Below are 21,276 nucleotides of genomic sequence, written 5' to 3' on the forward strand. Positions count from 1 at the left end.
TCAAAATATCTGGAAAATGCAAATTTGTTAGTTGCACAAGTTTTCGGTTTTATAATTATCCTAGAACAGCTAACGCGACGGGTAACTAAACATCAAATTAGAAGCCTTGTATAAAAGGTTTCTCAAACCTAAAACAATCAGTTTATTTACCCGATTTTAGCGTTGATCTTCTGCTCAAAATATCACTTCGCAGGCGGCACTCAAAAATTATGGATCTTTCCAACTTTACTACTCTCCACAACTTAGAAGCAGCCTTTGGCGGCGAATCGATGGCGAATCGGAAGTATTTGTTTTTTGCTGAGGTGGCGCGTAAACTTGGGTTTAAGGATGTAGCAAAACTGTTTAAAGAAACAGCAGACCAAGAAACCGAACATGCTTTTGCACATTTTGTTTTGTTACATCCAGAACTAGTAGTGGCAGATCCAGAGGCTTTAACTGAAGAACAAAAGCGCGAAATTGTATCTCGTTGCTTATCTTTGGCCATTGAAGGTGAAACTTACGAATACACTATAATGTATCCAGAATTTGCCGCAGCTGCTCAACGCGATCGCGATAATCCCGCTGCAGAAGAATTCCTCAAACAAGCAAAAGAATCCACCGATCATGCTAACACTTTTCGCGAAGCAGCACACCGGTTTGGTCTACTAAAATTCATCGAAAATTACCACGCCGACCGCTACGCCGAAGCTTATAACGTTTTAAATGGTGGACAAGCAGTAACCAGAGTTGCTAGCGATGACCCCAACACTCGCAAATGGATTTGCAGACAATGCAGTGTGATTTACGATCCCATTGCTGGTGATCCCGATTCTGGTATTGCACCAGGTACAGCTTTTGAAGACATTCCCGATGATTGGTCTTGTCCCATCTGCGGTGCTACCAAGAAAACTTTTAAACCTCTTGAGGAAAAAGTCGCAGCTTAAATTCATTCCTAGCTCATATCTTGCACCACCGTCTTATTGCGAAAAATGTAGCCTGAAACCCTTATTTTTTCGTAGGGTGGGCACTGCCCACCCTACTCTTAATGAGAAGGTGCAAGATGTCAGATAGTAGTCTGTCAATTTTGTTTTGAGGGATTTTTGGTAGTGTGAGCGTCTCGCTCACGCGGGCAAGATGCCCGCACTACAGCGTCTCGCTCACGCGGGCAAGATGCCCGCACTACAGCGTCTCGCTCACGCGGGCAAGATGCCCGCACTACAGTCCATCATTTTTATCTTGACAGAGTACTAGGGTGCATTAGGTGAAGCTCCTACACCTCTGTTCGAGTAGGTGTAGGCTTCTGAGATATTCCGAAGTCGCGACGTTATCAACAAACGCTAGGTTTTTGTAACAGTTGATACTATTTTTTGGCTAAATTCTCTAACATCGCCAGAATTGGGGGGATGGGGAATGGGGAAGAATCACCAATGCCCAATGCCCAATCCCCTACAATTAAGCAAGGATCGCTGCTACTAAAAATAGGCTGTCTACCAGAATTGTACTCAAAACTGCGCCACTAAAAGCATACCACTGACGCTGCTTTCGACCTAAAGGCAAAATCCCTACTGTTAACAGCACTAGGGCGAGAATTACCGCCCAAGCGGCGCCCCAAGGGGTGTCTACTTGTTTTAAAGCATTGTGTAAAATTTCCGCTGCACCATCTGATTCCACGTGCATGATTTGCCGCCAATAGGGCATTAAATCTACTAGATAGAAATATACGTCAGTTAAAACTGTACCGAGTAAAGAACCTAAATAAAACCAGTTACCAACTTTGCCCCAATTTCGCCTCAGACACCAAAGAGCAAATGGTAGTCCTATCGATTCTACAGGCAAATGCCATGCAGGTTCCCAACGTAACCAACCCCAGTAAATCGAGCCTGCTAACCAACTCCAACTGAACCCTAAGAGTAAATCCCCCCAAACATAAGTTGTGGGACGTGACATTAACCTAAAACTCAGCCACACCCAAAACCCTGTCATCGCTAAACACAGACTGGGTAGCGATCGCACTAGTGGCGCTTCTATAAATACTGGTACTGTTACCAGAAACACCGCTGCTGTTAAGACTAACCAAGCTTGGCGATATGAGGACCAGAGGGTGGGAAGAGGGGAAATTTGTCTGGTGTCCTCTATGTCAGGTTTGACGAGTGAACGGTATTCGGTATTGTAAGAGGCGGTAGAAGCACTGTATGGGGGCAATGTATTATTAATCAATGTTTTTAATATTTGTTACTAAACTTTATCTTATTTAAGATATCACACTTATGAATCCCCCCTAGGGGCATTGCCATTATATCGAAATTTGGGACATCGGCTCAGAAAAACCGGTTTATGGAAATAGCTGCGTAGGACTTACGCACTTGTGTACGAAAAATTTAGACATTACAGCCATTTTCAGGTAAATAGACCACGCTTTTGGGGCGCAAGGCCTTGCGCCCCTACGAAGATCTGTGGTTCACATGAATGAAAATTGCTGTAGTTGCCAAGAATTTAACCGTCCAAACAGAAATTTGGTACGATTAGTGAGTAATCTCCTAGTTAAGTATTTGCTGGACTTCCACGGACTGTCAGCATACTGAAGATCGAGATTTAAATGCGTCTAAAAATCTCGAAAAATATGCACGGTTGGCTAAACCGTGCCTGGACGTTAAGGGATAGCCGCTCCCATGCTCCCGTTGAAACGTCAAGTAATGTCTGGATTTGTCCAGCTTTTATGTAGCAGTTAAAATCACTAAGGAAAAATTCGGTTATGAAAATTAGTGCCCGTAATACTATCAAGACGACTGTGAAACAAGTTATCACCGGCTCAGTCAATGATGAGATAATTTTAGAAATTTACCCTGGTGTGGAAATAACTTCAATTATCACCAAATCCTCAGCAGAAACACTTGGACTAGCCCCAGGAAAACAGGTATATGCCGTCATCAAATCATCAGATGTGATGATTGCTGTTGATTAAAAAAAACCATGCTATAGACTGATTCTAGCTGCAATCGCTGAAGGACGGCGTTTTCAACCCAAATTTTCGCTCACCTATGTCAGGAAGATTATGGGTAGGGGCGCAAGTCCCTGCGCCCTGGAAGATCATTCAACGAAGCCAAAAACCCTGATTTTACCGTACAGCGATGGGTCAGACCTACCATTCGCCATTGGTATCCTAGCAGGGAAGGGAGGCTGGGGGGGTAAGTTTATAATTTTATTTGGTAATAAATAATACTTATAAAACATCCTCTTAGGGATGTTCAAAAATCAAAACAGATTTCTATGGGTGCATTGCATTTCTCAGGTGGTATTTTTTATGGGGCTATTTGATTTATAATCTTAAGACTGTCTAATTGTGGAGAATTTTTAAAGTTGTATGTCCAGCCTAAGTTCTGACATGGTACGTGTTTATTTGCAAGAAATTGGTCAGTTCCCTTTATTAACCTCAGACCAAGAAATAACTTATGGCAGACAAGTACAACAAATGATTGCCATTGAACAACATCAACAGGAGCTTGGTCAAAAACTGGAGCAGGAACCTACACTAGCAGAATTAGCGGATTTTGTCAATAAGAGTTCTAGTGAAGTAACTCAAATACTTGAGATTGGACAACGAGCCAAGCAAAAGATGGTAACAGCAAACCTGCGACTGGTGGTTTCAATAGCTAAAAAATACCAACATCGCAATTTGGAGTTTCTGGATTTGGTTCAAGAAGGGGCAATCGGTTTACAAAGGGGGATAGAAAAGTTTGATCCTAACCGAGGTTATAAGTTATCAACCTACGCCTACTGGTGGATAACTCAAGCAATCACCAGGGCAATTGCTGAAAAATCTCGCACGGTAAGGCTACCGATTCACATTAACGAGAAACTGAATCAAATTAAAAAAGCACAGCGAGAATTGTTTCAAACCCTGGGACGCCGTGCCACGGTTGCAGAAATTGGTCAGAAATTGGACTTAGAACCAAGCCAAATTCGAGAATATCTGAGTATTGCTGGTGGGACAATTTCTTTAGATTTAAAAGTGGGGGATAACCAAGATACAGAACTGAGTGAACTTCTAGCGGATGAGGGTATATCACCCCATGAACAGATCACCCAAGAAATGTTGCGACAAGACTTAAGCGATTTGTTAGCATCACTTAAACCCATGCAGCGTGAAGTATTAATTTTGCGCTTTGGACTTTTAGATAATCAAGAACGAAGTTTAGCCCAGATTGGGCAGAAGCTAAATGTCAGTCGAGAGCGAGTGCGTCAAATCCAGCAACAGGCTATGACTGCATTGCGTCGTCAACAACCCAACATTGAACAGTATTTATCTTCTTGAACGAGCTACCCCCGCTATCTTCCTAACAGAATTTTGAATTCAAAATCAAAATTCTGTTAGGAAGAGTAGGTTTAGACTAGAACTCAATGATCAAGCTATACTCATGTTATAATCAATATTATAGCTGTATAAATTCAAATATTTACCGAAATTTTAAGTATTTTCAGATATTTAATAATTGATTGATATTCTGATGTTTGGTAAATTCTCCTACAAGCAAGTATTTTTCTGTTCGTAGTGGTGATGTCTTCACTCTGCGGATGAAAAAGTGATTTGAATCGTAAGGGCACGGCATTGCCGTGCCCCTACTCATTTTCCTGAAAAATGCTGCAAGTTTTTACTGAAGACGATATGACGCACCCTATCTAATGAGCCAGTTGCATCAGTCCTGCTCATGAAAAATTTAAGGCAGAATAAAGCCGTATTTTTTGAGTACAGCCTTAGCCTGAGAGCTAGATAAAAACTGGACAAACTCCTTAGCAGCATCCACATTTTTGCTGTTTTTCAGCACAGCTACTGGATAGATAATTGGAGAGTGGTATTTTTCATCAGCCACCACTACCACTTTTACTTTGTCAGAGATTTTGGCATCAGTAGCGTAAACTAAACCTGCGTCGGCGTTACCACTTTCTACCGAAGCTAGAACTTGGCGTACATTATTAGTATAGACCAATTTTGACTTTATCTGTGGCAAAATCTTCAATTTATCGAGGACTTGCTCGGCGTATTGTCCTGCAGGTACACTCCGAGGTTCGCCAATGGCAATTTTCTTAATTTTGTCATCTTTCAAATTATAGAAACTGGTGACGCCGACAACATTCTTGGGCACAACCAAAACTAAGCGGTTCTTGGCTATGATGGTACGAGTTCCTGGAACCAATAGCCCTTTTTGTTGCAACGCATCAACTTGCTTTTTAGCTGCAGAAATAAATATATCTGCGGGCGCACCCTGCTCAATCTGTTGTTGCAATGCACCAGACGCGCCAAAGTTATAATTAACGTTGGTATTTGGTTTAGTTTGTTGGTAGATAGGCTTAATTTCTTCCAGCGCCTCTTTCAAGCTAGCAGCAGCAGACACGAGGAGGTTGGTATTAGACTGTGCTACTACAGGGGATGGCGTAAGCGTTGGTAATGCAATTGATATCAGTAAACTAGCAACTGCTGAACCAATCAAGGCAATAATTTGTCTTCTGTTCATAGGAAAACTGCCCTTTGAGGAATTTTTTCATGAATTGAGGCTTGGTATAATCGTACCAAGATTACTGAAACATTACCAATTAAATTGGTAACATTATGCCAAGAAAATCACCAGAATGGATCACATTTCTCAGATCTAAATAGACCACTCTACAGGGGCGCCAGTCCTTGCGCCCCTACCAAGATCTGTGGTTATTGCGTGAAAATTGCTATAATCGCCGTCACAACATGTGAACTGTTAAGTTTTGAAAAATTTTGCTTCTTTGAGTAACTATATAGCCATAGAGTTATGGAAGGAACTAAAGAACAAGGTTGAGAGTATGAGTAGCGATTTAGCTAGCAAGTTGCGGGAAGGAACGAAACAATCCCATACAATGGCTGAAAATACAGCGTTTATGAAGTGTTTCCTCAAAGGGATTGTGGAAAGAGAGCCATTCCGCAAGCTGATAGCGAACTTGTATCTTGTCTATAGTGCTTTGGAAGCTGAATTAGAGCGTCATAGTGCTGATTCTGTCATCGGTTTGATTTATTTTGCTGAACTGAATCGCCAGGCTAATCTAGAGAAAGACCTCACGTTTTATTACGGTGAAAATTGGCGAGAGCAAATATTTCCGTTAGAGTCTGGTAAGGTCTATGTAGCCCGGATTCAGGAATTAGCAAAGACGGAACCCACGCTGTTAATCGCCCATGCTTATGTTCGCTATATGGGCGACCTTTCTGGAGGTCAAAGCTTGAAAAAAATTGTGCGTTCTGCACTAAGTTTACCACCAGATCAAGGAACTGGACTACATGAATTTGAGCAACTTCCTACTGTCGAAGCTATCAGAGCATTTAAAGCTAAGTATCGTGATGCTTTGAATTCGCTACCAATTGACGATGCGATGGCTGAAAAAATTGTAGCTGAGGCAAATTATGCATTTCAACTCAATCGCGATGTTGTCCATAATTTAGAGGGAGATGTCAAAGCCGCAATTGGTGATCATGTTTTTGATTTGATTACCCGCCAAGATACCCCAGGTAGTACCGAACGCACAACCGTAGCACTTCAGTAGAAATAGTTGCAGCAGAGTAATTTAGGTAAATCATTGATTTTGGCAATTTTTTATGTAGAAGTTTTATGGAATCTGATTAATCGGCATTTTAGTTTGGCTAAAGATGCAGAGGTTTCCATTGAAATTAACCCTAAATATGTAGATAAAAATTACATCTTTTTCTTAAAGAGTTTAGGTTTTAACCGGATTAGTTTTGGCATTCAAGACTTTAACCCCCAAGTGCAAACCGCAATTAATCGCGTGCAACCAGAATCTATGCTTTTTGATGTTATGGAGTGGATTAGGGATGCAGGATTTGAGAGTGTTAATGTTGATTTAATCTATGGGCTACCTTACAGAAACTTTCAGGGATACACAACAAAACCAGAATCTGATTTATTTGGTTTTGGCATCACTTCTATTAGTATGCTGCATGATGTCTATGTACAAAATAATAAACGGCTAAAAGATTACTACCAAGCAATTGATACAGGAATAATACCGATTGAAAAAGGTGTCAGTCTCAAGCGAGATGACATTTTACGTCGGGCTGTAATTATGGAATTAATGTGTCAATTTAAACTGTCAATTAATGACGTTGAAGAAAAATATCATATAGCTTTTGATACAGATTTTCATGAATATTTTAGCAGAGAATTATCTGAGCTTCAATTGCTAGAATCAGATGGGTTAATCCGACTGTTACCAAATGGCATTGAGGTGACACCAACAGGCAGATTACTGGTGCGAAATATTGCGTCAATTTTTGATGCTCACACCAGAGTGCGAAAACACGCAGCTTTTTCTAAAGCCATTTAATCAAGGTCAAGGGTCAAGGGTCAAGGGTCAAGGGTCAAGGGTCAATGGTCAAGGGTCAAGGGTCAATGGTCAAGGGTCAAGGGTAAATAAAATATTTGGACTCTGGACTCTGGACTCTGGACTCTGGACTCTGGACTATTGACCCAAGGAAACGAAACGAAATAGAGGGGAATTAAGCGAAAATGCAAAATCTAAAATTGGTTCGGTCATCTGTAAAAAAGCAGGAAACAGATTATGCGTATCTTGATGATTCAACCCAACTATCATTCTGGTGGTGCGGAAATTGCTGGTAATTGGCCGCCTAGTTGGGTACCATATGTTGGTGGGGCGTTAAAAACGGCTGGTTTTAATAATATCCGTTTTGTTGATGCGATGACGGATTATATTCCCGATGATGTTTTAGCGGATATTATTGCTAAACATCAACCAGATGTAGTACTGGCTACGGCGATTACGCCGATGATTTACCAATCTCAGAAAACTCTGAAAATTGTCAGAGAAGTTTGTCCGCAAGCGACGACAATTATGGGTGGGGTTCACCCTACCTATATGTATAATGAAGTTCTCAACGAAGCACCTTGGGTAGATTACATTATTCGGGGAGAAGGTGAAGAGATTACGGTGAATTTGCTCAAAGCGATCGCTAATGGTACTGTCAAGAGCGATCGCCAAAATATTTTAGGCATTGCCTACCTGGAAGATGGTAAAGTTGTCGCTACACCAGCGAATCCGCCGATAGCTGATCTCGATACCCTCACCCCAGATTGGGATTTGTTGGAATGGAGTAAATATATCTACACTCCGCTGAATGTGCGGGTTGCTGTTCCTAATTATGCGAGAGGATGTCCTTTCACCTGTCGTTTTTGCTCCCAGTGGAAATTCTGGCGCAAATACCGCTCTGGTAGTGCGAAGCGTTTTGTTGACGAAATTGAAATTTTGGTGAAAAAACATAAGGTAGGCTTTTTCATTCTCGCCGATGAAGAACCGACAATCAACAAACCCAAATTTATCGCCTTGTGTAACGAATTAATTGAGCGAAATTTGGGCGTTCATTGGGGAATTAATACGCGAGTTACAGATATTTTGCGAGATGAACAAGAATTACCCCTTTACCGCAAAGCCGGATTAGTTCACGTCTCCTTGGGAACCGAAGCCGCCGCACAATTAAAGTTGAATTTGTTCCGCAAAGAAACGACAATTGAACAGAATAAACGGGCGATTCAACTGTTAAAGCAAAATGGGATGATTGCGGAAGCGCAATTTATTATGGGTTTGGAAAACGAAACCCCAGAAACAATTGAACAAACCTATCACATGGCTTTGGACTGGAAACCAGATATGGTAAACTGGAATATGTTTACACCTTGGCCATTTTCCGAGTTGTTTGAAGAATTAGGCGATCGCGTCGAGGTTCGCGATTATTCTCAATACAACTTCGTCACCCCAATCATGAAGCCAGACGCAATGGAACGGGAGGATGTTCTCAAAGGCGTTCTGCGGAATTACGCCCGTTTTTACTTACGAAAGACTTTTGAGTATTGGTTTGTGAAAGACCCCTTTAAGCGTAAGTATCTGTTAGGCTGCTTAAAGGCTTTTGCTCAGACAACCCTGAATAAGCGCTTCTACAATCTCAAACGAGTCAAATATAAAGGGCTACACGCTGAGGTAGAATTAGGTTTTGATGAGTCCAAAATTCTGACTCGCGAACAAATCGCCGAACTGAAACAACATCATCCAGAAATGAAAGCGGATGTGGATTTCTCTGGGAATATTTCCGCTTGCGGCGCCCCGAATGATCTTCCCGAATATCATGGCGATGAGCAGGATGTACCCAGCATGAAAATTTGATTTGTTCGTAGTTACCGAAAATATAGCCCCCTCCTCGCTTGCGGGGAGGGAGTTGGGGGTGGGGTGATGGTCAGATAAATTCATATCTCAATTCAACAACGCCCAAAAAATATTCACCAGATTTGGGGTGACACTCCTACACCAATTGCAAGCAATGTGGTGTAGGCTTCCGAGTCCAGTTTCACTTCCCGTAGGTGGCATAATAATTAATTCCCCTGTACCTGTACGCTCGAATCTCAAGTCACGGTTATTTTGACAAAGCTGAAAAAATTGCTCGTCTGTTAAGTCAATATTTAATTCGAGGGTAGCAGGTAAACTGACGATATTAGTGTTCATTTATCTGTTCAGATAGCAGCAATATATTTCTCAATTTTAGTATCGCGCTGAGGGCACATTAATAATAGTAGGGTGCGTGACGCAGCGATAAATATTGTACGTAGTCACAAGACTTGTAGCGTCACGCACCATTCTTTAAATGTGACACTAGGGCGTGTTTTCAAAGTCTTATACAATACCACTAAAACGCTGACACATGTAGGAGCGAGTGGGGGCACGGCATTGCCGTGCCCCTACAGCTGGTATCATATCGTGTGGATTTAGGGGTATCTCAAAATTTATCCGGCTAAACAAATAGTTTGAAATCGCGGGACTAGCGTAAGTCCTGTTACAGCAATTTTCACACAATAACCACAGATATTCGTAGGGGCGCAAGGCCTTGCGCCCCAAAAGCGTGATCTATTTACCTGAAAATGGCTGTAAGTCCGTTGGGTGCGTCAGTACCAGCAATCTCTTGCGATTGACAAGTTTTCTCGCTCCTGACGCACCCTACTTATTGGAGATTTTGTTAACTGTCAGTCCCGGAGATTCTTCCCGCCAAGGTAGCAACTACAGATAACAATTGCAACGGTTCGATGGGTTTAGCGAAGTGCATTTGGAATCCTGCGGCTAAAGCTTTTTGTTTCTCTGCATCTCCAGCATAGGCTGTAAGGGCTGCAGCGGGAATTTGTCCCCCGACTTGGGGACTCAACTCTCTGACCTGACGAATCAGTGCATAACCGTCTTCCCGTGGTAGCCCAATGTCTGTTAAAAGTACATCGTACCCACCTGGGTGAGAATTCATCAATGATAGCGCCTCCCTTGCTGATGCAGCCTGTGTCACTTGTGCGCCGCCATCTTCCAGTATGATTTTAAATAACTGGCAGATATCTGCTTGATCATCTACGACGAGTACCCGCACACCTGCTAGGGATGGAATGTCATCGGTTGGCGATTCTGGCTCATCTGTGGTGACGGTTGACTCTTGTAAAATTGGTACTGCTCTCTGTTGCTGCTCAGTTCGCAGAGGTAGGATAATTGTAAAAGTTGCCCCTTGATCAACACCTGCACTTTGGGCTTCAATTGTACCGCCGTGGAGTTCTACCAAATGGCGAACAATCGCTAACCCTAGCCCCAATCCAGTATTGGTGCGCGTCCTACTACCATCAGCTTGACGGAAGCGATCAAATATGAAGGGGAGAAATTCAGCAGTGATACCTATACCAGTATCACTCACTTGGATTTGCGCCTGATTGCCAACATAATCTAGTCTGACATCAATTCTACCGCCTGATGGGGTGAATTTGATGGCATTAGAGAGTAAATTCCAAAGGATTTGCTGTAACCGCGTTGGATCGGCTATGATGCTTCTGGGTGAAGTATTTAAGGTGGATACAATTTCAATGTTTTTGGCTTCTGCTGAGAGGCGGACAACGTCAGTTGCAGCCTGAATTATTGGTGCAAGTTCAACGGTTTCCGCATCTAAACGCAGCCTACCGGAACTAATGCGGGAGGTGTCCAACAGATCGTTAATCAGACGGGCTTGAGCTTCAGCGCTGCGCTTAATGGCTTCCAACCCCTGATTAATGGTAGCGTGATCAACTTCCTGCTTTTGCAACAGTTGCGCCCAACCCAACAAAGAATTGAGCGGGTTTCGCAGTTCGTGGGAGAGAATGGATAAAAACTCATCTTTGGCGCGGTTGGCTGCTTCAGCTGCATTCCGGGCTAATTGTTCTTGTGCCAACAGTTGAATACGTTCTCCTTCCAATTGCTTCTGCTGGGTGATATCCTCAATCACTAACAGAATCATTTGCCGATCATCTTCTATTGTCATTTTTCGGGCATTTACCCGCATGATTTTTTGCCCAATATTATCGAAGTTATGCTCAACCTCCATTCCTTGAAACTGGGTTTGATGGGGGAGAATGTCTTCTAGGAGCGATCGCAACTGGGGAATATTCCACTGTCCATTACCGATTTCATAAATTCGGCGCTGTTCTGTTTGTTCTTTTTCCACCTCGAATGTGTCGTAGAAAAACTGATTGGCACTGATCACCCGTAAATCTGTATCCAGCACCACTAGAGACTCCCGCATGGTATGCACAATTGCTTGGACGTAATCTCTGGATATTTTTAGCTGCAGGGCGCTGTGTTTGAGGACATCAATATCTACTAAAATTACCACAGCACCATCAATTTTGTTGTCGATAGTCCGATATGGTCGGATTCGCAAATCGTACCAATGACCCTGGTCATCTTGAACTTCCTGGGTTTTATAGTTGAGGGTGCGAATTACCTCGAAAATTTGTTCCTCTAAGTTGCTAATGTTCAACTTGTGATTGATATCACTAAATCTGCGCCCCACATCAGTAGAAATCAGGTTGAAGATTTTCTCAGCTACCGGAGTAAAACGACGAATCCGCAGATCGCCACCTAACATGAGGATGGGAATATTGATACTGCTGAGGAGATTTTGCAAATCGTTACTAATCTGAATAGATTCGAGATTGCGCCGTTGTAGTTCGTCGTTAATTGTGTTCAGTTCTTCATTAGTTGCTTGAATTTCTTCCTTAGCAGTTTCCAGTTCCTCATTCGTGCTTTGCAACTCTTCGTTGCTGGAGAGGATTTCTTCGTTGGCGGCTCTCAGGTCTTGATTGGTGGATTGCTGCTCCTCAATGATCGATTGCAGATATTCTTTGGTGGTGGCTAGCTCATGTTTGATCTGGGAATTTTCCAGTTCTAAACTTGCTTGTTTTCCCTGCTGTGACTTGATGTTGCTGCGATTTCTGGTAGTAGTCCTATCTGGGCTATCGCTAATTACCTGTTTTATGGTATCCTGAAACAGGATTAAAAAATAATTTTCTGTCTCAGCCACAGATTGGAAGGGAATCACATCAATTTTCACCTCCCTAACTTGCTCATCTTTCCTGATTTTTACGCCTTCCTTGGTAACAGGGATATTATGCTTTTTTGACTGGTGAATGGCGGTACGTAGCTCTAACCGTAGGTCTTCTTTTGCCATCTTCAGCAGATTAAAGCTGGGTCTCCCCGGTGCAGGCTGCAAATAGCTGCTAGTCTGTCCGCGAAATTGGACAATCTCCAGTTCATTATTAATAATTACACCAACTGGCGCGTATTGACTCAAGACTATCCTGTCAGCTTCTTTCTGTATTTCCTGGTCGTTCCAGGTATCTTCTCTGGTTGTTGCTATAGCGTTAAAAGCCTCTGAGGTATAGTTGCTAGGGATTAGCTCAATCCCCAATCGCTCTGATGATATTTTGCGACAATAGATTTTGTACTTTTTGTCAACGGTGTCAAATAAGTTATAAAACTCACCCACAGTCTCAGAAGTGCCTAACATCAGAAAACCTGTTGGTTTGAGTGCATAGTGGAAAATGGGCAGCAGTTTCTTTTGTACAGAAGCTCCCAAGTAAATTAGCACATTGCGACAGGTAATCAGATCCAGGCGGGAAAATGGCGGATCACTCATCAGGTTGTGCCGAGCAAAAACACACACTTCACGCACTGACTTACTAATTTGGTAGCCTCCCTCCACTTTCACAAAGAAGTTCGCTAAACGTTCACCGGAGACATCAGCTATCTCACTTGGCTTGTAGATACCGATTCTGGCTTTGTCAATTACCACCTCGTTGACATCCGTAGCAAAGATTTGGATGGGTACATGGATTCCCCTAACTCTCAAAAACTCCAGCAAGCAAATAGCAATAGAGTAGGCTTCTTCCCCGGTAGAACATCCTGCTATCCAGACGCGGATAGGTGAATCGCCCTGGCGTTCCTGGGTAATAATCGGAAATACGCTGGTTTTTAAGGCTTCAAAGGCTTCGGGGTCGCGGAAAAAATTAGTGACAGTGATCAGCACATCCTGATATAATGCAATAACTTCTGCAGGGTTATTTTGGAGATATTCAGCGTAATCTTCCAGCTTTTCGAGCTTGTACAAAATCATCCGTCTGAAAATTCGTCGGTTTAGGGTGTTCTGCTTGTACTGGGTAAAGTCTACACCTGTAGCAGTCCGCAGCAATCGGAAGATAATCGAAAGAGCATCACCGCTTTCTGGTATCACATCTGTTAGTTTGGTTGGGGTTGGTTGTCTGAGGTAGGGATGAAGGCTAATATTTGCTATTTCCGCTGCAATTTGTTGGGGGGTGAGAATAAAGTCTACATGACCAGAAGCCACAGCCGTATTCGGCATAGTACTTACTTGTGCCGATTTTTCAGACTGAGCAAAGGTAATACCGCCAGCCTCTTTGATGGCTTCCAGTCCCCTAGTACCATCAGCATCGGCCCCCGACAGCACAACTCCGATGGCTTTGTTTAAGCGATCCGTGGCTAAGGAATAAAAGAACGTATCGATTGTCATCCGCACACGGGTCTCATCACGCGGATGGAGTTGCAGTATACCTTGGGAAATAGTCATCAAGGAATTTGGCGGAATTATATAGACATGATCCGGTGCCACAGTCATCCCATCCTGTACCTCAGTTACAGGCATTTGGGTGGTTCTAGCCAGAATTTCCGACAACATACTTTTTTGATGGGGACTCAAATGCTGAATCAGTACAAATCCCATACCAGTATCAGTAGGCAAATGACTCAGCAATTCGGTAAAGGCTTCTAATCCTCCCGCCGAGGCTCCTATACCAACAATAGGAAATAATTCTGGCAGGTTTTCTTGTGGTTCGTCAACTGAATTGGATTGAGATTTATCAGAGGATTCCTGAGCGTTCATTGTCTACAACCGAGCAGAGTTCGGGATGTTGCGTTTTTATTGAGCAAAATATTGCTATAGGAATTTTACTTTCACTAATCTTAATGATATCATCATGTTTCGGACACATATTCCATCAGCCTATCTATTCTATAAAAATTAAGATAGAAATAATCTGCAATTTTTCTGTCGTTGTGTTCGATAATTTGTAGGGGCGCAAGGCCTTGCGCCCCTACGGGGGTTGGGGTGGTGGTAGATTTTGATCATGGCGGAATTAGCGATCGCTTGTAGGGGAAATTGTCGTTGTGTTCGATAATTTGTAGGGGCGCAAGGCCTTGCGCCCCTACGGGGGTTGGGGTGGTGGTAGATTTTGATCATGGCGGAATTAGCGATCGCTTGTAGGGGAAATTGTCGTTGTGTTCGATAATTTGTAGGGGCGCAAGGCCTTGCGCCCCTACGGGGGTTGGGGTGGTGGTACATTTTGATCATGGCGGAATTAGCGATCGCTTGTAGGGGAAATTGTCGCTGTGTTCAATAATTTGTAGGGGCGCAAGGCCTTGCGCCCCTACGAGGGTTGGGGTGGTGGTACATTTTGATCATGGCGGAATTAGCGATCGCTTGTAGGGGAAATTGTCGTTGTGTTCGATAATTTGTAGGGGCGCAAGGCCTTGCGCCCCTACGAGGGTTGGGGTGGTGGTAGATTTTGATCATGGCGGAATTAGCGATCGCTTGTAGGGGAAATTGTCGTTGTGTTCGATAATTTGTAGGGGCGCAAGGCCTTGCGCCCCTACGAGGGTTGGGGTGGTGGTAGATTTTGATCATGGCGGAATTAGCGATCGCTTGTAGGGGAAATTGTCGTTGTGTTCGATAATTTGTAGGGGCGCAAGGCCTTGCGCCCCTACGGGGGTTGGGGTGGTGGTACATTTTGATCATGGCGGAATTAGCGATCGCTTGTAGGGGAAATTGTCGCTGTGTTCAATAATTTGTAGGGGCGCAAGGCCTTGCGCCCCTACCAGGGGTGGCGCTAGGTTACTATTAAATTGTGGCTGTGTTCAATAATTTGTAGGGGCGCAAGGCCTTGCGCCCCTACCAGGGGTGGCGCTAGGTTACCATTTTGAAGGATTATGGGGATGCAATTGATCGCAATTCCAAGATTGGGGATTTGTCTGCACGTATTCACGAATTTTGTCTAATGCTGTCTCATTGCGAATGATATGTTCGTAATAATTGCGTTGCCATATCGGCACCCTTGGTGTATCTCGCAATATATTAATCCGCTTGGTTACAGCCATTTTAAACCCTGCAATCAACGTTCCCAGCGATCGCGGTTTTCGGTTGGGTATATTCATTGCTAGGGGTGTATCGGTTTGTAGGGGCGCAAGGCCTTGCGCCCCTACGAGGGGTGAGACTGGTTGAATAAACACAATCCCATGAAAATGGTTTGGCATGACAATCCATGCATCCAATTTTATTTCTCGTCGTATATTAGGTGTATTCTCCCATTCAAAGGCGACAATTTCCCCTAATTCATTCAACTGCATAGCCCCATCAACAACCTCACCAAACAAACATTCTCGTTGGTGGGTGCAAATAGTGATAAAATAACCACCAGCAGACGAATAATCGTATCCTTTGAGACGAATCGATTGACGGTGATGTTTATCGGGGTCGTATTTCATCGCTTATGAACGTTAGTATGGATATATTTGTATTGTTCCCCGATAGCCGCGATTAATTTCTCAAGGCGTAAATTCGATTAAATTACGATCAAATTGTCGTTGTGTTCGATAATTTGCATGGGTATTGTCGCTGTGTTCGATAATTTGTAGGGGCGCAAGGCCTTGCGCCCCTACCAGGGTTGGGGGGTGCGGGTACGTTATTATTAAATTGTCGCTGTGTTCGATAATTTGTAGGGGCGCAAGGCCTTGCGCCCCTACCAGGGTTGGGGGGATGTGGGTACGTTATTATTAAATTGTCGCTGTGTTCAATAATTTGTAGGGGCGCAAGGCCTTGCGCCCCTACCAGGGTTGGGGGGTGCGGGTACGTTATTATTAAATTGTCGCTGTGTTCGATAATTTGTAGGGGCGCAAGGCCTTGCGCCCCTACCAGGGTTGGGGGGTGCGGGTACGTTATTATTAAATTGTCGCTGTGTTCGATAATTTGTAGGGGCGCAAGGCCTTGCGCCCCTACCAGCGTTGGGGGATGTGGGTACGTTATTATTAAATTGTCGCTGTGTTCAATAATTTGTAGGGGCGCAAGGCCTTGCGCCCCTACGAGGGTTGGGGGGTGCGGGTACGTTATTATTAAATTGTCGCTGTGTTCGATAATTTGTAGGGGCGCAAGGCCTTGCGCCCCTACCAGCGTTGGGGGATGTGGGTACGTTATCATGAACCTAAAGACCTTCACGCAGTCCCATTGCAATTTTACTATGCTTCTCAATTTGCCCCATGACCTGTTTTGCCCGTTGAATCACCACCGCAGGTAAACCAGCCAACCTTCCCGCTTCAATACCATAGGATTTATCTGCGCCCCCCGGTTGGACTTGGTGCAAAAAGATAATTTGCTCAGGTAATTCCTTCACCGTCACCTGATAATTAGCGACATTGGGTAAAATACTTGCTAATTCATTTAATTCATGGTAGTGTGTAGCGAAAATGGTCCGCGAGCGAATATCCGAGGCTAAATATTCAGCCACCGCCCAAGCTATGGAAAGACCGTCAAAAGTCGCCGTTCCCCGACCAATTTCATCTAACAACACCAAAGACCGCGAAGTTGCATGGTTGAGAATATTCGCCGTTTCATTCATCTCGACCATAAATGTAGATTGACCCGTAGCTAGATCATCCACCGCACCCACCCGCGTAAAAATGCGATCGCACACGCCCAACTTGGCAAACTTCGCCGGCACAAAACTACCAATTTGCGCCATTAACTGAATCAACCCCACCTGTCGCAAATAACAACTTTTACCACTCGCATTTGGCCCTGTGAGGATGATTAAATCTGGGCTGTCATTAGTCATTTGTCCTTGCTCTGTGACGAATGACTCTTGACCCAACCGCGTCGAATTCGGGACAAAAAACCCGGAAGGTAAGGACTGTTCCACCACCGGATGGCGCCCATCGACAATTCCAATTTCCCGTCCCGCGACCATTTCTGGACGACAGTAACCTTGATGTACCGCCAATTGGGCTAACCCACACAACACATCTGCTGCTGCGACAGCGCGGGAAAGATTGCGGATGATTTCCGCTTGTTCGCCTACTTCTGACCGCAAGGCGACAAAAATCTCATATTCCAACTGATTTAAATCATCCCGCGCTGTGAGAATCCGCGCTTCTCGTTCTTTCAACTCTGGGGTAATATAACGTTCTTCATTCGTCAGGGTTTGTTTGCGGATGTAATTAGTAGGAACTTGGTCAGCTTTGGCGCGAGAAATGCTAATATAGTAACCAAAGGTTTTATTAAATCCCACCTTCAATGTGGGAATTCCCGTCCTTGCCCTTTCATCAACTTCTAAATTGGCAATCCACTGTTGGTCCGATTCTACCGTGGCTTTGCGCGCATCCAACTGGGGATTTATCCCAGCGCGAATCAAACCCCCTTCCTTAATATGTATGGGTGGCGACTCGACTATGTGAGCGTGTAATTTTTGCGCCAATTCTTCCAAGACAGGGGGCACCTTCTGCAACGCTTTTAAGAAAGGGGAACGCGCATCAACCACTAAGTCAGATAATTGTGGTAGGCGTGATAGAGAATCTGCCAAAGCGACTAAATCTTTAGCATTGGCTGTACCAGAACCTGCCCTGCCTGTCAACCGTTCTAAATCATAGATTTGGCGTAACAATTGCCGCAAATCTTGACACAGGGAGGTATTTTCGATCAATTCGGCGATGGTATCTTGGCGGGAGCGAATACCTTTAATATCGATTAATGGTTGCAATAACCACCGCCGTAACGCCCGTCCTCCCATTGCAGTACTAGTTCTATCTAACGCCCACAGCAGGGAACCGTGAAAGGTGCCATCCCTTACAGTTTGGGTAATTTCGAGGTTACGCCGGGTTTGGTGGTCAACAATTAGGTAGTCGGTGACGGTATATGTGCGTAAGGTCTGCAGGTAGACTGGGTTTTCCTTTTGTGTATCTTCCAGATATTCCAGCAAACCGCCAGCAGCGCGGACAGCGAGGGGGAGATGATCACAACCGAGACCTTCGAGCGATCGCACCTTAAATTTCTGCAATAATCTGGGTCTAGCTTCGTTTTGGGAGAAGGGGAGTTGCGATCGCAGGCTATAACAAAACGACGGCGGTAAACATTGGGGCAGCGACGGCGAAGTTTCCCCCGGACGTAGTAAACTACCCAAATCGGGAGCATTCGTGGGAAACAGCACCTCGGAAGGCTGCAAACGCATTAATTCCTGACTCAGGTGTTCTAAGTTACTACCTTGAGTCGTGAGGAATTCCCCTGTGGAAATATCTGCATAGGCTAGACCCCAATGATGAACCGCAATTACCACAGCAGCTAAGTAATTGTTGCGACTAGATTTCAGCATTCCTTCTTCCAGCAAAGTTCCTGGAGTGAGGATGCGGGTTACTTCCCGTTTAACCAAACCCACAGATTCGGAAGAATCTTCCACCTGGTCGCAGATGACCACTGCGTAGCCTTTTTCCACCAGTTGGGTAGTGTAGCGTTCCCAAGCGTGGTGGGGGACACCAGTCATCGCTACCCGACCAACTTCACCCCCGTGTTTACTAGTGAGGACGAGTTCCAATTCCCGCGATACAGTTACCGCATCTTGGAAAAAAGTTTCAAAGAAATCCCCGACTCGATACAGTAGTAGAGCATGGGGATATTTATCCTTCACTTCCACATAATGCTGGTACATTTTACTCAGCTTGCTGCGGTCTACCAACCGCGTATCAGCGTGAGGTGTAGAAGGGTTATTGGGTTCCGTTGGCACAGAAGCGGAGTGAGAAGCGGTCATAGATGCTTAAGATGGACGCACGCAATAGCCACAATATCTGATTATAACTTGATGTGGGGTAGTCGGTGGGCGATCGCGCTAATTTTTTTCATCATTTCCATCATTTCCTGGGACTGCTACGGCGCGTAGGTGGTTGTGGTGGGGGTGGTTCCTGAGATTTGAGCTTGTCATCATCGGTGAGAAACTCTACATGGTAGCCTTTTTGGTGATAGTGTCCACCTAATATTACAATACTGGCATCACCCATAGAAGTTTTTTCTACAGCTTGGTTGGGGAATTGAGCAGCTAAATTTTTTAATTTTTCCTCCTCCCAAAGCACAATTTGCTCACGGAATTTAGCCCAAGGTGATGTTTCATCTGCTGCATAAGTTATAATTTTAGCAAATTCTTGAGCTGTTATAGCACTTCCTATTCAGATGAGGTACAAAATTGTATCACGCGATGTAGGGGCACGGCAGTGCCGTGCCCTTACCGATGTACCTCACTAGGGCGAGAAACGCTATATACGTTTGTTGTCTGAATTTGTAGTTTTAGCCTGTGCAATGTGATTACCTGTTTCGATCACAGTAGCTAAAGGAAGTACCAATGTTGTTCCTTGACCAACTTCCAACTCAATTTTCTGATTTACACGTTCAAAATCCCACTTATTATTACCAGCAGTTTCCTTACCTGGAACTTTTAACCAAACGCATAGCAGCGATGTATCGATGAGTAGCACTTTTCTCATATTAGTAGTGGCTTCAAGATTATTTGTAGGGGTTTATCAGTGCTAAAACCTGACTATTCACCACGAGAAAGGCTTCTTTCAATTGCACCCTTTGTTGTCATATCCCCCAAAGAATATGATGCAAATAGTTTAGAAAAGTTATCAATATCTTCTAATAAAGTCAGCTTACTTTCTCCCGTTTCTGAATCGCGGTGGGCGACAACTACAAATGGGACTATCTCAGGACCTAAAGCATCAAGTAAAGCTGGGTTGTGGGTGGTAAGTAAAATATCAATTTTCCTTTTAGTACCAATTTCGCGTAAGATTCTCACAAGTAATTGTGCGCGGGAAGGATGTAGACCATTGTCTATTTCTTCAATAACAATTTGACTACCTTCTGGGCGCGTGAGTAATGCTGTGATAATTGCTAGAAATCTGAGGGTGCCATCTGACATACTTCTAGCATCAATTTCTGTGATTTGCCCAGGTTTCCATTCTTCTTCACAGTAAAGCATAGCATCAGTGCCCCATCTCCCTACTTTTTCTGCCCATACTTTTTGGATATCGCCTTCTGGTAACTCTTTCAGGTATGCGGATAGTGTTGATTCGATTTCAGTTTTTTTGTCATCGGGTAATGCTGCTAAAACACCTGCGATATTTGAGGCGTCGCTTTCTAGAGTGTCAGAGAGTCGTGAATATTCGCGCATTTTAGAAGGAATGGGATCGAGAACTAAAATATTTTCTAAAGTCGCCGCAATTGAATCAATATATTTAGTTCTATAAAGTCTTGTCAATATTATAAGATCTTTATCATTCGATTGGTTCCAGGTTGGTTCTTTATCATTAATGGCGGTAATCAGACCTTCAACCAACCCACTTCTGTTATGATTATGATAATTATTAATAGACAATTTATCGAGAATTGGAACTGCTAAAAATAACTTGTCAACTGTTATATATTCCTCTAAAACTCGAATAAAAGGTAAGGTTTGTATTTTAGCAACATACAAATACTCTCTTTTCTCATCTTCACTTGCAAATAGTACCTTTAATGTAAACTGAGTTTCAGGCTTAAGCGCAGCCCAATCAACACCACCGCGAATAGAAGGAAGGATTTTATCGCCTGCTAAAGCTGCGTCAATATTCGCGCCTTGTGCAATTCTTTTGAGAAATTCTAAAGCTTCAACCACATTAGACTTACCACTTGCATTAGTCCCAATTAAAACAGTCAAAGGGTCAAGTGGAAGTTCTGCATAACGGAAACTTTTCCAATTTTCGAGGATGAGTTGCTTCAGCATGACCCACTCCAAAAAGATTTTAGTTATTTAATAATTGTATCTTGCGGTGGCGACTAAA

General features: G+C 43.8%; 13 protein-coding genes and 2 pseudogenes. 6 read left to right on the plus strand and 9 right to left on the minus strand.

What is annotated here, in order from left to right; genetic code table 11:
* Positions 1–209 precede the first annotated feature (209 nt).
* On the plus strand, positions 210–923 hold the full coding sequence (gene rd / locus HEQ19_29055; protein WYM02929.1) for a rubredoxin: 714 nt from the start codon (positions 210–212) through the stop codon (positions 921–923).
* A gap of 508 nt (positions 924–1,431) precedes the next feature.
* On the opposite strand, the gene HEQ19_29060 is transcribed toward rd, so the two are convergent.
* The gene (locus tag HEQ19_29060; protein ID WYM02930.1) at positions 1,432–2,196 is read right to left on the minus strand and encodes a DUF3120 domain-containing protein; all 765 of its coding nucleotides are present in this window, start codon (positions 2,194–2,196) and stop codon (positions 1,432–1,434) included.
* A 535-nt stretch (positions 2,197–2,731) separates the two neighbouring features.
* Here HEQ19_29060 and HEQ19_29065 point away from each other — a divergent pair.
* Together HEQ19_29065 and HEQ19_29070 are read left to right on the plus strand one after the other, a co-directional pair.
* Positions 2,732–2,941 (plus strand): molybdopterin-binding protein, encoded by a 210-nt coding sequence (locus tag HEQ19_29065; protein WYM02931.1) that lies wholly within the window; start codon positions 2,732–2,734, stop codon positions 2,939–2,941.
* A gap of 399 nt (positions 2,942–3,340) precedes the next feature.
* Positions 3,341–4,291, plus strand: coding sequence for an RpoD/SigA family RNA polymerase sigma factor (locus tag HEQ19_29070; protein ID WYM02932.1), 951 nt, complete (start codon positions 3,341–3,343; stop codon positions 4,289–4,291).
* Between the two features lie 403 nt (positions 4,292–4,694).
* Here the strand turns inward: HEQ19_29070 and modA are convergent, their stop codons facing one another.
* Positions 4,695–5,489, minus strand: coding sequence for a molybdate ABC transporter substrate-binding protein (modA, locus tag HEQ19_29075; protein ID WYM02933.1), 795 nt, complete (start codon positions 5,487–5,489; stop codon positions 4,695–4,697).
* 319 nt (positions 5,490–5,808) lie between these two features.
* Between modA and HEQ19_29080 the strand changes: the two genes are divergently transcribed.
* From HEQ19_29080 to bchE, 3 genes and pseudogenes are all read left to right on the plus strand, one after another.
* On the plus strand, positions 5,809–6,540 hold the full coding sequence (locus tag HEQ19_29080) for a heme oxygenase (biliverdin-producing) (GenBank protein ID WYM02934.1): 732 nt from the start codon (positions 5,809–5,811) through the stop codon (positions 6,538–6,540).
* A gap of 54 nt (positions 6,541–6,594) precedes the next feature.
* A pseudogene (locus HEQ19_29085) lies at positions 6,595–7,338 on the plus strand (radical SAM protein).
* Between the two features lie 234 nt (positions 7,339–7,572).
* On the plus strand, positions 7,573–9,186 hold the full coding sequence (gene bchE, locus HEQ19_29090) for a magnesium-protoporphyrin IX monomethyl ester anaerobic oxidative cyclase (GenBank protein ID WYM02935.1): 1,614 nt from the start codon (positions 7,573–7,575) through the stop codon (positions 9,184–9,186).
* 174 nt (positions 9,187–9,360) lie between these two features.
* Here bchE and HEQ19_29095 read toward each other — a convergent pair.
* The 7 genes and pseudogenes from HEQ19_29095 to HEQ19_29125 all read right to left on the minus strand — a co-directional run bounded on the left by HEQ19_29095 (position 9,361) and on the right by HEQ19_29125 (position 21,218).
* A pseudogene (locus HEQ19_29095) lies at positions 9,361–9,522 on the minus strand (Uma2 family endonuclease).
* Between the two features lie 508 nt (positions 9,523–10,030).
* Positions 10,031–14,251 (minus strand): chemotaxis protein CheB, encoded by a 4,221-nt coding sequence (locus tag HEQ19_29100; protein ID WYM02936.1) that lies wholly within the window; start codon positions 14,249–14,251, stop codon positions 10,031–10,033.
* A gap of 1,085 nt (positions 14,252–15,336) precedes the next feature.
* Positions 15,337–15,909: a transposase gene (locus HEQ19_29105; protein WYM02937.1), complete on the minus strand. Its 573-nt coding sequence runs from the start codon at positions 15,907–15,909 to the stop codon at positions 15,337–15,339.
* Positions 15,910–16,622: 713 nt separating this feature from the next.
* Positions 16,623–19,214: a DNA mismatch repair protein MutS gene (gene mutS / locus HEQ19_29110; GenBank protein WYM02938.1), complete on the minus strand. Its 2,592-nt coding sequence runs from the start codon at positions 19,212–19,214 to the stop codon at positions 16,623–16,625.
* A 100-nt stretch (positions 19,215–19,314) separates the two neighbouring features.
* A complete protein-coding gene (locus HEQ19_29115; protein WZI67050.1) occupies positions 19,315–19,533 on the minus strand; it encodes a hypothetical protein in 219 nt (72 codons plus the stop codon).
* Between the two features lie 180 nt (positions 19,534–19,713).
* Entirely contained in the window at positions 19,714–19,941 is a 228-nt protein-coding gene (locus HEQ19_29120) for a hypothetical protein (protein ID WZI67051.1), read from the minus strand.
* 53 nt (positions 19,942–19,994) lie between these two features.
* The gene (locus HEQ19_29125; GenBank protein ID WYM02939.1) at positions 19,995–21,218 is read right to left on the minus strand and encodes an AAA family ATPase; all 1,224 of its coding nucleotides are present in this window, start codon (positions 21,216–21,218) and stop codon (positions 19,995–19,997) included.
* Between the last annotated feature and the right edge of the window lie 58 nt (positions 21,219–21,276).

The organism is Gloeotrichia echinulata CP02 (assembly GCA_038087035.1).
GTDB classification, from domain to species: domain Bacteria; phylum Cyanobacteriota; class Cyanobacteriia; order Cyanobacteriales; family Nostocaceae; genus Gloeotrichia; species Gloeotrichia echinulata.